Source organism: Sphingomonas sp. (assembly GCF_026460985.1).
Classification (GTDB): domain Bacteria; phylum Pseudomonadota; class Alphaproteobacteria; order Sphingomonadales; family Sphingomonadaceae; genus Sphingomonas.
Genome location: NZ_JAPKNM010000094.1, coordinates 69,564 through 81,458 on the forward strand (window position 1 = coordinate 69,564; position 11,895 = coordinate 81,458).

9 protein-coding genes are annotated in these 11,895 nt (G+C 67.1%); 4 read left to right on the forward strand and 5 right to left on the reverse strand.

The annotated features are described in order from the left end of the window. Positions 1-119: 119 nt before the first annotated feature. Entirely contained in the window at positions 120-2,081 is a 1,962-nt protein-coding gene (locus MT490_RS15350) for an ATP-binding protein (RefSeq protein ID WP_297389561.1), read from the reverse strand. Positions 2,082-2,601: 520 nt separating this feature from the next. After that, positions 2,602-3,702 (reverse strand): redox-regulated ATPase YchF, encoded by a 1,101-nt coding sequence (ychF, locus tag MT490_RS15355; RefSeq protein WP_297389563.1) that lies wholly within the window; start codon positions 3,700-3,702, stop codon positions 2,602-2,604. A gap of 119 nt (positions 3,703-3,821) precedes the next feature. Between ychF and MT490_RS15360 the strand changes: the two genes are divergently transcribed. Together MT490_RS15360 and MT490_RS15365 are read left to right on the forward strand one after the other, a co-directional pair. Continuing rightward, positions 3,822-4,709, forward strand: coding sequence for an oxygenase MpaB family protein (locus MT490_RS15360; protein ID WP_297389566.1), 888 nt, complete (start codon positions 3,822-3,824; stop codon positions 4,707-4,709). Between the two features lie 89 nt (positions 4,710-4,798). After that, a complete protein-coding gene (locus MT490_RS15365) occupies positions 4,799-5,782 on the forward strand; it encodes a hypothetical protein (RefSeq protein ID WP_297389569.1) in 984 nt (327 codons plus the stop codon). 58 nt (positions 5,783-5,840) lie between these two features. Here the strand turns inward: MT490_RS15365 and pth are convergent, their stop codons facing one another. The 3 genes from pth to MT490_RS15380 all read right to left on the reverse strand — a co-directional run bounded on the left by pth (position 5,841) and on the right by MT490_RS15380 (position 8,254). Continuing rightward, the gene (pth, locus tag MT490_RS15370) at positions 5,841-6,410 is read right to left on the reverse strand and encodes an aminoacyl-tRNA hydrolase (RefSeq protein WP_297389570.1); all 570 of its coding nucleotides are present in this window, start codon (positions 6,408-6,410) and stop codon (positions 5,841-5,843) included. Positions 6,411-6,486: 76 nt separating this feature from the next. After that, positions 6,487-7,110: a 50S ribosomal protein L25/general stress protein Ctc gene (locus MT490_RS15375; protein ID WP_297389573.1), complete on the reverse strand. Its 624-nt coding sequence runs from the start codon at positions 7,108-7,110 to the stop codon at positions 6,487-6,489. A 265-nt stretch (positions 7,111-7,375) separates the two neighbouring features. Next, positions 7,376-8,254, reverse strand: a complete 879-nt coding sequence (locus tag MT490_RS15380) for a TraB/GumN family protein (RefSeq protein WP_297389576.1) — start codon at positions 8,252-8,254, stop codon at positions 7,376-7,378. A 66-nt stretch (positions 8,255-8,320) separates the two neighbouring features. On the opposite strand from MT490_RS15380, the gene MT490_RS15385 reads away from it, so the two are divergent. Then, complete coding sequence (locus MT490_RS15385) at positions 8,321-9,187, forward strand: glycine--tRNA ligase subunit alpha (protein ID WP_297389579.1); 867 nt, start codon at positions 8,321-8,323, stop codon at positions 9,185-9,187. A gap of 235 nt (positions 9,188-9,422) precedes the next feature. Then, on the forward strand, positions 9,423-11,756 hold the full coding sequence (glyS, locus tag MT490_RS15390) for a glycine--tRNA ligase subunit beta (RefSeq protein WP_297389582.1): 2,334 nt from the start codon (positions 9,423-9,425) through the stop codon (positions 11,754-11,756). Positions 11,757-11,895: the final 139 nt, after the last annotated feature.

Consider the following 11,895-nt stretch of genomic DNA (forward strand, 5'->3'; position numbering starts at 1 on the left):
TCACCTAATCGTGGTCAGCATGCCGCGGCTGCCTGAAATCCGGAAACCGAAGGGGAGGGGAGGCCCACGCTTTCCTCGGGATTATCCCCGATTCTTCCGCGTTGGGCTCGAGGACTCGCTCAGGCGACGTCGTAGAGCAATGCCAACTCGTCGAGCGGCAAGGTGAAGCAGATCGCGGCACCGCCCAGCGGACTGATGTCGCTCCAGATGCGGCCGCCATAGGAATCGACGATCGTTCGGCAGATCGACAGGCCGATACCGAGCCCGTTGCGCGTGGTTGCGGCAAAGGGCGCGAAGATGTCGTCCGTGTCGGCGGGAAGCCCGTTGCCGTTGTCGGCGACCGTGACCCGCACCATGCCCGCCTGCTCGCGGCGGCTGGACACGACGATCCTCGGGTCCTTCACCTCCACGAGCGCCTGCGCGGCGTTCCGGATGAGGTTGAGCAATACCTGCTGAATCTGGACCTTGTCCGCCGCGACATGCCCGGTGTCGGGCTGGAGCTGGATGGTGATCGCCGCGCGCGCGACGGCGGGGTCGGCGACCTTGCTCAGCGCGATCGCTTCCTCCACGATGTCCTCGAGCGACGCCACCTCGCTCGATTCCCTGTCGGATACCATGTCGCGCGCGCGGGCCATGATCTTGCCGGCAAGTCCGATCTGCCGGTTGGCCTGGCCAAGGAGCACGGCCAGCCGCTCCTGGTCGAGCAGGGACAATTGCGTCTGTTCGGCGAGATTGCTCGCCGCGCTCAGATAATTGCCCGCAGCGGTGAGGGGCTGGGAGAGTTCGTGCGCGATCGTTGCCGCCATCACGTTCACGGCCTCGACGCGTGCGATGTGCGCCACTTCGGCGCGCAGCTGTTCGTGTCGGCGCTCGGTGGTGACGTCCTGTTCAGTACCCAACACCGTCCGCACGCAACCGTCGGGATCGACCACGGGCGACATCCGGATGCGCAACTGCGCCACGCGGCCGTCGCCCATCGTGGCAGCGACTTCGCATTGCTGCGGCTGCTTCGAAGCGATGGCCTTCCGCAGCGCCCGCAGCAGTTGCTTCCTGCCCGCAGGGGCATGATATGCCAGCGCTTCGTCTGCGGTCAGAACGTCCTCGTGGGGCGCGCGGCCGTGCATCCGGCAGATCTGGTCGGAGCAGGCGAGGAGCTTCGTCGTGAGGTCGAACTCCCAGTCGCCCATCTTGCCGATGGCCTGCGCCTCGCAGAGCCGCTCGTTGGTCGCCGCGAGATGGCGGATGATCGCCTCCCTGCGGCGCAGCCCGAACCAGAAGGCGATGGCACCGACGAGCAATGCCAGGGTTAGCGCGCCCACCGTGAAATAGAAGACGCGCGCCCGCGCATGCGAGAGGGCGAGAACGTCGTCGGTGCCCAGGCCGACGCTCACGAACAGGTCGTATCGGGGAAGGCGCCTGTGGCTGAAGATGCGGGTGATTCCGTCGATCGAACTGGGGCCGATATAGGTGCCGTCGGGGTCGGCCATCTGGCGTTGCATGACGAGCTTCCCGGCGAGGTCCTGGCCGTAGCTCACCACCGCTCCCTCCCGCCGCGCGAGAGTCAGCCCGTCGAGGCGAATGACCGAGATCAGGTCGTGCGGACGGAAATCGGCGCCCTCGTAGAAATGGGTCAGCCGGTCGACCGGGACCTTGATGACGACCGCGCCGCCGAACCCGCCGTCCGCCCGCCTGATCGCCCGGGCGAAGCCGATGGCGGGGACCTTGGACAAGGCATCCGGAGCGGGATCGGCGATGATCGGCTCGCGTGCCGGGCTCGCGCGGAGCCGGCGGAAAGCGAGCTCGTCCGCAATGCTTCGCGCCCCGGATCCGACGCTCGACCATAGGACCCGTCCTTCGGCATCGGCGATGTCGATGCGGGCGAATGCCGGGTCCATGGCGGCGGAATCGGCCAGCGATCGGGGGGCGCCGGCTTCCATGGGCGGGATCTCGCCATGGCTCCGGGCCAGGTGCCGCGCTGCGGCGTCGGCCCGATCGAGCAGGCCGCCGACGAAGTGATCATAGGCGATCACGCGGTTGCGGTTTTCCCGGACCGCGGCCGATACCAGGTTCCCGCGATGCACCTGGGTAATGTGGATCGCCGCGGCCCAGATCGCCGCGCAGACGAGCAGCGTCGCTATCGGGAGAAGAAGCGCTATCCATCTCGCAGGCGCGCGCGTCGCAACCCGAAGAGGGTAGCGAAATACCGGCTGGAGAGTCTTTGTGCGCTTCACATCATGATCAGCCCGGCAGTGTCGACGACGCTAACGTGTCACAACGTCAGAGGTCGGATTTGGTACCCCCAAGGCCGGCTCGCGGGAAAACAGCGCGCACGACGACGCACTGCGCCCCCGGGCGCCAGCCATCTATATTGTAGAGGGTTCCGGGCGTCCCTGTTCCAGGTCGTATCGACATTCAGCCTTCTCATCCTCCCCCGCCAGGGGGAGGTGGCGCCGAAGGCGACGGAGGGGGCGGAAGCACGTCGATAGTGAGTCGCCGTCCTCCCCCTCCGTCAGCCTGCGGCTGACACCTCCCCCCGGCGGGGGAGGATAAGATCGGCAAAGCTCCGCTACGCTCCAATTAGGGCTGTAATGTCGATACGGCCTAGACGTTGAAGCGGAACAGCATCACGTCGCCGTCCTGGACGACATATTCCTTGCCTTCGGAGCGCAGCTTGCCGTTGTCGCGCGCGCCGGTCTCGCCCTTGAACTGGACATAGTCGTCAAAGGCGATCGTCTCGGCGCGGATGAAGCCGCGCTCGAAATCGGTGTGGATCTCGCCTGCGGCCTGCGGTGCCTTGGCACCCACCTCGACGGTCCAGGCGCGCGCTTCCTTAGGGCCGACGGTGAAGAAGGTGAGGAGGTGGAGCAGCTTGTAGCCGGCGCGGATGACGCGGGCGAGGCCGGTCTCCTCGAGTCCCAGCTCGGAGAGGAACTCGCCGCGCTCCTCGGGTGCCATCGTCGCGATCTCGGCCTCGATCGCTGCGGAGACGACGACGGCCTCGGCGCCTTCGGCCTTGGCCTTCTCGAAAACCTTGGCGGAGAGCGCGTTGCCGTTGGCGGCGTCCTCCTCGTTGACGTTGCAGACATAGAGGACGGGCTTGCCGGTCAGCAGCTGCGCCTGGGCGAAGACCTTGGCCTCCTCGGCGTCCTTCGGTTGGGTCAGCCGCGCCGGCTTGCCGTCGCGCAGCAATTCGAGCGCCTGGCCGAGCACCGAAGCGGCGATCTTCGCCTCCTTGTCGCCCTGCTGGCCCTTCTTGATATAGTTGGGCACGCGCTTCTCGAGGCTCTCGAGATCGGCCAGCATCAGCTCCGTTTCCACGGTCTCGGCATCGGCGATCGGATCGACCTTGTTGTCGACATGCTGGATGTCGTCATTCTCGAAGCAGCGCAGCACGTGGACGATCGCGTCCACCTCGCGGATGTTGCCGAGGAACTGGTTGCCCAGGCCCTCGCCCTTGCTCGCGCCGCGGACGAGACCGGCGATGTCGACGAAGCCGAGCTGGGTCTCGATGATCTTGGCCGATCCGGCGATCTCGGCGAGCTTGGTGAGCCGCGGATCGGGCACCGCGACGTTCCCGACATTGGGCTCGATCGTGCAGAAGGGATAGTTGGCCGCCTGCGCCGCGGCGGTCTCGGTCAGCGCATTGAAGAGCGTGGACTTGCCAACGTTCGGAAGCCCGACAATGCCGCAGCGGAAACCCATGGGAAGCTCGATCCTGTGTTGAAGGGGCCGGCGGTGCCGGCAGGTTGCGCGCTCGATAGGCGTAAAGCGCCGCATTTTCCAGTGCGGAGCAAGCGCCGATCGCCGGGCGTTGATGGACCATGCTGCTCCGCCTGATCGACTCCGCGGCCGCCCGGCTGATGGGTATCGACGACGCCGATTTCCGCGAGCCCGCGGGCGAGCCGGCGCTGCTCCCGCCGGATTCGGTTTCGTGGCGCGTGTTCGGCAATCCGGTGACGCTGTATGTCGGCGGGATCGCCGCGGTGCTGCTCGAGCTGGGCGAGCCGCGCGTGCGCCACGGCGTGTGGGATCACACCAGCTTCCGCCACGATCCCGCCACGCGGATGCGGCGCACGGGCCTCGCGGCGATGATCACCGTCTATGGCGCGCGCAGCCGGTTCGAGGCGCTGGCGGCGCGCGTCCGGCGCATGCACGCGCGGGTGCAGGGCGAGACTGGCGACGGCCGCTTCTATGCCGCCGACGATCCCGAGCTGCTGCTCTGGGTGCAGGCGACCGCCAGCTGGGCGTTCCTCCAGGCCTATCATCGCTACGCAGCGCCGCTCGGCCGGCGCGACCGCGACCTCTATTATCGCGAGGCGCAAGCCGGCGCCGCGCTGTACGGCGTCGAGGCGCCGCCCGCGAGCGAGGTGGAGATGCAGGCGCTGATGGAGCGGATGCGACCCCTGCTCGAACCTTCGCCGGTGCTCGACGAGCTGATTGCGATCCTGCGCACCGCCGACATCCTGCCCTGGCCGTTGCGGCCCGCGCAGAAGCTCGGCGTGCGCGCCGCGATCGACCTGCTTCCCCCGGCGATGCGCGCGCAGCTCGGACTGGCCGCGCGCCCGCTGCGGCGCCGCGAGCGGGCGTTGCTGCGATTGCTCGCCGCGACCGCCGGCCGGCTGGAATTGCCGTCGAGCCCCGCGCGGCAGGCGGCGGCGCGCGTGGCGGCGGCCGGAGAATGCGGGCAGGCCGCCATGGCTACGTCATAGCACCGGATCGCTGCTTGACGCGCCCCCGTTCATCTGGGGTACAGGAGCGCCGGGCCTTGTCAGGCATCGAGTAATTCAAGGAGCAGGGAATGATTCGCCGTCACATGATCATGAGCGCCGCCGCGGCGACGCTGGCGCTCGCGAGCTGCAGCGGCAGCGACGATCCCACGCCCACACCCTCGCCCACGCCTACGCCCACGCCCACGCCGACCGCGTCGCCGACCTACACGGCATTCCCGCTCGCCGCCGCGGCCGAGTTCAGCACGATCAACGCCGCGACCAGCTATACCGGCGATCCCGCGGGGGCGGTGACGCTGGGCGTCGCGAGCACCGAGCAGATGACGACCCGCGTGCGTCTTGCCACCAGCAACGCGATCGTCACCGCCACCTACGTGATCAACGAGAACAACGAGGAATCGCGCTTCACCAATACCAACGTCACGGTTGCGCCGGCCCCGGCAGTGACCGAGTTCGTGTTCCGCACCGACGACACCGCGACCGCGGGCAAGTTCTCGCAGCTCGAGTTCCTCAACAACACGATCCCCTCGCAGGTCACGAGCAACGCCAACCTGGCACTGACCAATGTCAGCTATGCCAATTGGTGGCGCGGCGCTTCGACCACGGGCACGAAGCGGATCACCACCACGGTGTTCGGCTACCAGACCGTCCTCACCGACATGCCGACCACCGGCACCCAGGCCTATACCTCGACCGTGGTGGGTCGCCTGGTGAGCGTCTCCGGCGCGACGACCAGCGTGCTGCGCGTTTCGGGCACCGTCACCACCTCGGTCAACTTCTCGACCGGCCTCGTCGATCTGACGCTCAACCTGACGACGATCCCCGCGGGCGGCGGCACGCCGGTCGCCTATGCCAACTTCACGGCGCGGGGCGCGATCCCGGCCGGCCAGAACCAGTTCACCGGCAGCTTCATTGCGGGCAACCCGCTCTCGGGCACGATCGCCGGCGGGTTCTTCGGCTCGCAGGGCAAGGAGATCGGCATCACCTTCGCCGCCACGGGCACCATCGGCGGCGCCAACCAGAACCTCGTCGGCGTGGTCGTCGGCAAGAAGTAAGGCCGGCACTTTCGGACAGGGAAGGGGCTCCGGGAAACCGGGGCCCCTTTCGTTTGGCTCAGTCCTGTAGCCGCAGCGCGACGTCGCTCATGAAGCGCGCATCGTCGCCTCCGGCGAGCCACGGCGCCTCGGCCGCGATGGCGCCGAGCATGTCGGTCAACGGTTCGATCTCGGCCTTGGCGTAGTTGCCGAGCACATAGCCGGTCACGCGGTCCTTGTGCCCGGGGTGGCCGATGCCGATCCGCACGCGGCGGAAATCGGGGCCGAGATGCGCGTCGGTCGAGCGCAGCCCGTTATGGCCCGCGGTGCCGCCGCCCATCTTCACCTTCACCTTGAAGGGCACGAGGTCGAGCTCGTCGTGGAAGACGGTGACGTCGGCGGGCGTCAATTTGTAGAAGTCCATCGCCGCGCGCACCGCGCGGCCGCTCTCGTTCATGAAGGTGCCGGGCTTGAGCAGCACGACCTTCTCGGGCCCGATCCGGCCCTCCTGCGTCCAGCCCTGGAATTGCTTCTTCGGCGTCGAGAAGCCGTGCACCTCGCCGATCGCGTCCACCGCCATGAAGCCGACATTGTGCCGGTGCATCGCATATTGCGGCCCCGGATTGCCGAGGCCCACCCAGAGCTGCATGCGTCAAACCCCAAAAAAGAAAATCGCCCCCGCACCTAGGGCGCGGAGGCGATTTTTTCACCCGAGAAGTTCGGACTTATTCGCCCTCGGCCTCGCCGGCTTCGCCAGCCGCCTCGGTCTGCGTGTCGCCTTCGGTCGACTTGAGCGCCGACGGCGCGACCACGGTCGCGATGGTGAAGTCGCGGTCGGTGATCGCCGACTTCGCGCCCTTGGGCAGCGCGACCGCCGAGATGTGGATCGACTCGCCGACTTCAATGCCCTTCAGCGAGATCTCGACCTGGTCGGGGATCTCGGCCGCGTCGACGACGAGCTCGAGCTCGTGGCGGACGACGTTGAGCACGCCACCGCGCTTGATGCCGGGGGCTTCTTCCTCGTCGGTGAACACGATCGGCACCTGGACGGTGACGGTCGCATGCTCGGAGATGCGCAGGAAGTCGACGTGGAGCGGACGATCGGTCACGACGTCGAACGCGACGTCCTTGGGCAGCGTGCGCTCGCCATTGACCATCACGACCGAATTCATGAAGTGGCCGGTGTTCAGCAGCTTCATCAGCTCGCGCTCGTTGACATGGATGCCAACGGGGTCTGCCTTGTTGCCGTAGATTACGGCGGGGACGCGGCCTTCACGACGAAGCGCCCGGGAGGCTCCCTTGCCAACCCGGTCGCGCGTCTCGGCCGACAGCGTAAGCGTCTCGCTCATGTGTCGTTCCAATGCGCTAAAGTGTTTCAGTTCCCATGCCCAGCAGGCCTCCAGGGATGACCCTGCCACGGCAAGCGCGCGCCTGTAGCGGAAAGGGGTGGGGAAGGCAACCGAATCAAATCCTCCCCGGAACGGGGAGGGGGACCATCGCGCCAGCGATGGTGGAGGGGGCCCGCTCTCCACTGGCAGTGTCGCCCGCGGATGGCGGGGCCCCCTCCACCACGCCGCTTCGCGTCGCGGTCCCCCTCCCCGTACCGGGGAGGATTTAGTACTTCACTCGCTCGGCCTTCAGCCCGCGCTTCGCCAGCTCGGCCTGCACCCCTGCGCTCCCGGCCAGATGCCCCGCGCCGACCGCGACGAACACCGTTCCCGGCTTTTGCATCCGCGCCTTCAGCCAATCCGCCCATCTGGCGTTGCGCTGCGCCAGCAACGCCTCGGCCAGCTCGGGCGAGCGGCCGAGGTCCTCGTTCATCAGCCGCGCCAGGCCGTCGGCATCGCCCGCGCGCCACGCCGCCACCATCCGGTCGATCGTATCGCCGGCCCTGGGCAATTCGTCGATCGTCTCGATCAGCAGCGCGCGTTGCGCCGCCAGTGGCAGCCGGTCGAAATAGCCGAGTTGCTCGCGCGCAGTCTCCAGCCCGATCACCTTCTTGCCCGCGCGCTGCGCCGCCGCGGTCAGCACTGCCTCGGCGCCGTCCTTCTCGTCATAGCCGAGCTGGCGCAGCGGCGCGGCCGAGAGCATCGTCGCGGCCAGCCACGGCTCGGCATGGTCGAGCGCCTCGGGCGCCAGCCCCATCTCGGGCAAAGCGGCGCGGAACTTCGCCGCCTCGGCGGGTGGCAGCTGGTCGGGCAGGGCAGGGCCGCCGCTGGTCATGCCCAGCTCGCGCACCAGCGCCTGCATCTCGTCCTGGGGCGGCATCACCAGTTCGAGCACCAATTCGCTGCTCGCATCGAAGGCGCTCTTCACGCCCTCGTCGAACCAGCTGAGCCCTGGCTTCAGCATGTGCACCGTGCCGAACAGATAGATCGTCGTGTCGGCGTCCTTGACGACCCATAGCGCCGGATCTGCATCGTTGGCGGGGGGCTCCGCCGCGCACCCGCCGAGCGCCAGCAGCGCGACACCGATCAGCAATTTACGTAGCATCGCGCGACAGGAGGCGATCACTGCATCCTTGTCAACGTGCGCACGCCACGCCAAAGCACCGCGCATATGTCCGAGCCCCTCAGCTTCCAGCGCATGATCCTGAAGCTCCATGATTACTGGAGCGAGCGGGGCTGCGTGATCCTCCAGCCCTATGACATGCGCATGGGCGCCGGCACCTTCCACCCCGCGACGACGCTCAAGGCGCTCGGCCCCGATCCGTGGAACGCCGCCTTCGTCCAGCCCTGCCGCCGCCCGACCGACGGCCGCTATGGCGAGAACCCCAACCGGCTCCAGCATTATTACCAGTATCAGGTGATCCTGAAGCCGAGCCCGCCCGATCTGCAGGAGCTGTACCTGGGCTCGCTCGCCGCGATCGGCATCGATTTCACCAGGCACGACATCCGCTTCGTCGAGGACGATTGGGAATCGCCGACGCTCGGCGCCTGGGGCCTTGGCTGGGAAGTCTGGTGCGACGGGATGGAAGTGACCCAGTTCACCTATTTCCAGCAGATGGGCGGCTTCGACTGCAAGCCGGTCGCGGGCGAGCTCACCTACGGGCTCGAGCGGCTGGCGATGTACATCCAGAACGTGGACAGCGTGTACGACCTCGCGTTCAACGATAGCGGCGTCAGCTATGGCGACGTCTTCCTCGAGAACGAGAAGCAGATGTCGAAGTGGAACTTCGAGATCGCCGACACCGACGCCTTGTTCGATCTGTTCCGCAAGGCGGTCGCCGAATGCGAGAACTGCCTGAAGAACGACCTGCCGATCCCCGCCTACGAGCAGGCGATCGAGGCGAGCCATGTGTTCAATCTGCTCAACGCCCGCGGCGTGATCTCGGTCGCCGAGCGCCAGGCCTATATCGGCCGCGTGCGCGACCTGGCGAAGGGCTCGTGCGAGGCGTGGATGGCAAAGAACGGGTGGGCGGCGTGAGCTTTTTGTTCACGCAAAGGCGCAAAGGCGCGAAGAGTTTGGTTCGCGCAGAGGCGCAGAGGACGCAGAGGGGCTTGGTACAAGAACCCGCGCAGCGGCCTCAAATCGCGCTGACGCACAGCCTAGGGTCTCGCTGGCGCGAGACGATGCAGCCCGGACGCTCTCTGCGTTCTCTGCGCCTCTGCGCGCAAAAACCTTCTCTCCTTCGCGCCTTTGCGCCTTTGCGTGAACAACTATGACCGAAGACTTCCTTCTCGAACTCCGCTGCGAGGAGATCCCCGCCCGGATGCAGGAAAAGGCGCGCGCCGACCTCGCGTCGCTGTTCGAGGCGCGGCTCAAGGCGCTCAACCTGCCGTTCGAAGCCATCGAGAGCTACGCCACCCCGCGCCGCCTCGCGCTGATCGTGCGCGGCGTCGCCGAGACGACCGCGGCGATGACCGAGGAACGCAAGGGCCCCCGCGCCGATGCGCCCGACGCCGCGATCCAGGGCTTCCTCCGCTCGACCGGCCTCACCCGCGAGCAGCTCGTCGCGCGCGACGACGGCAAGGGCGGGCAGGTGCTGTTCGCGGTGATCGAGCGCCCGGGCGTGGTCGCGGGCTCGGTGCTCGCCAGCGCGATCACCAACGTCATCCACGCCTTCCCCTGGCCCAAGTCGATGCGCTGGGGCGCGGCGTCGGAGTCGACCGAGAGCCTGCGCTGGGTCCGCCCGCTGCAAGGCCTCGTCGCGCTGCTCGGCGACAAGCTCGTTCCGGTCGAGGTCGCGGGGATCCGGAGCGGCGCGCAGACCGTCGGCCACCGCTTCCACCACCCGGGCGTGATCACGATCGGCTCGGCCAACGACTATGTCGAGAAGCTCCGCGCCTGCCATGTGATCGTCGACGGCGCCGAGCGCCGCGCGATCATCGCGGTCGGCGCCAAGCTGGCCGCGCAGAAAGCGGGCCTCACGCTGATCGAGGACGAGGGGCTGCTGTTCGAGAATGCCGGGCTGACCGAATGGCCGGTGCCGTTGCTCGGCCGCTTCGATCCCGAGTTCCTATCGGTCCCGCCCGAAGTGATCCAGCTCACCGCGCGGGTGAACCAGAAATATTTCGTCTGCGCCGGCCCCGACGGCAAGCTCGCCAACGCCTTCATCTGCACTGCCAACATCGACGCGATCGATGGGGGCGAGAAGATCGTCGAGGGCAACCAGAAGGTGTTGGCGGCACGCCTGAGCGACGCGCGCTTCTTCTACGAGACGGACCTGAAGGTTCCGCTCGAGGAGCAGGCGAAGAAGCTCGAGAAGATCGTCTTCCACGAGAAGCTGGGCACGGTGGCCGACAAGGTCGATCGCGTGGCGAAGCTGGCGCGGTGGTTGGTCGAGCAGGGTATCGTCGCTGAAAAGCCCCTCCCCTTCAGGGGAGGGGTTGGGGGTGGGGCAGTGCCACAAGCTGCGTCGCCCGCGGACAGGCCCCACCCCAACCCCTCCCCTGAAGGGGAGGGGCTTGAAAAGCTCGCCGAACGCGCAGCGCGCCTCGCCAAGGCCGATCTCGTCACCGGCATGGTTGGCGAGTTCCCCGAGCTCCAGGGCCTGATGGGCGGCTATTACGCCGCCGCGCAGGGCGAGGACGTGGCTGTCGCCGAGGCGATCCGCGATCACTACAAGCCGGTCGGGCAGGGGGATGATGTCCCGACCGCGCCGGTGACGGTGGCGGTGAGCTTGGCGGACAAGCTGGATACGCTTTCCAGCTTCTTCGTCGCCGATCTACTTCCCACCGGTTCGAAGGACCCCTTCGCACTTCGTCGGGCCGCCTTGGGATTGCTGGAGTTGGTAGAGGTGAATCGCCTTCGATTTAGCCTTTCACAACCAATAACCTTCGGCATGGCGAGAGTTGCTGGCGTTGTTAGTGGTGCAGAATGGGCACAGCGATTTGAGGATCTAGTTCGAGCGCGCCATGCTGCTGGGGATCCAATGGCGGCCGATGAGTATGATCGCGCGAAGCGGGAAATCAAGGAACGGGCGACCTCACAGGAGGAATTGGAAAAGTTTGGAGCGCGAGCCGATAAGGCGACTACCCTTTTGATCGACTTCTTCGCCGACCGCCTCAAGGTCCAGCAACGCGAAGCCGGCGTCCGGCACGACCTGATCGACGCGGTGTTCGCATTGGGCGGCGAGGACGATCTCGTCCGTCTCCTCGCCCGCGTCCACGCGCTCCAGGCCTTCGTCGGCACCGAGGATGGCACCAATCTCCTCGCCGGTTACAAGCGCGCCGCGAACATCCTCAAGAAGGAAGGGTTCGACGGCACCGACACGGATGTCGGCGGCAACATCTACGAAGCCGAGCCCGCCGAATCCGCGCTGATCGAGGCGCTCGACGCCGCCGAGCCGCGCGCCGAGGCGGCGATCGCGGCCGAGGAGTTCGAAGCCGCGATGTCGGCGCTCGCCACGTTGCGCGGGCCGATCGATGCGTTCTTCGATCAGGTGACGGTCAACGACTCCGATCCCGACAAGCGCATCGCCCGGCTCGGGCTGCTCGTCCGAGTTCGTGCTGCGGTGCACCAGGTTGCCGACTTTTCGAAGATCGAAGGCTGATTTATCCGATTTATTGCGGTAGTGAAACGGGCTATTTTGGCTAGGCTTTACGAACCTTTGGCTATCCGCCGCGCATCGGCAACCTGACAACGCAATCAGAGCTTCCGCCTTGTTCGCAGCCGCGGTAGGCGCCTCCCAT

Coding starts and splice junctions, on each gene's coding strand:
- ychF (WP_297389563.1), bottom strand. CDS start 3,702: ATGGGTTTCCGCTGCGGCATTGTCGGGCTTCCGAACGTTGGCAAGTCC.
- MT490_RS15360 (WP_297389566.1), top strand. CDS start 3,822: ATGCTGCTCCGCCTGATCGACTCCGCGGCCGCCCGGCTGATGGGTATC.
- MT490_RS15365 (WP_297389569.1), top strand. CDS start 4,799: ATGATTCGCCGTCACATGATCATGAGCGCCGCCGCGGCGACGCTGGCG.
- pth (WP_297389570.1), bottom strand. CDS start 6,410: ATGCAGCTCTGGGTGGGCCTCGGCAATCCGGGGCCGCAATATGCGATG.
- MT490_RS15375 (WP_297389573.1), bottom strand. CDS start 7,110: ATGAGCGAGACGCTTACGCTGTCGGCCGAGACGCGCGACCGGGTTGGC.
- MT490_RS15380 (WP_297389576.1), bottom strand. CDS start 8,254: ATGCTACGTAAATTGCTGATCGGTGTCGCGCTGCTGGCGCTCGGCGGG.
- MT490_RS15385 (WP_297389579.1), top strand. CDS start 8,321: ATGTCCGAGCCCCTCAGCTTCCAGCGCATGATCCTGAAGCTCCATGAT.
- glyS (WP_297389582.1), top strand. CDS start 9,423: ATGACCGAAGACTTCCTTCTCGAACTCCGCTGCGAGGAGATCCCCGCC.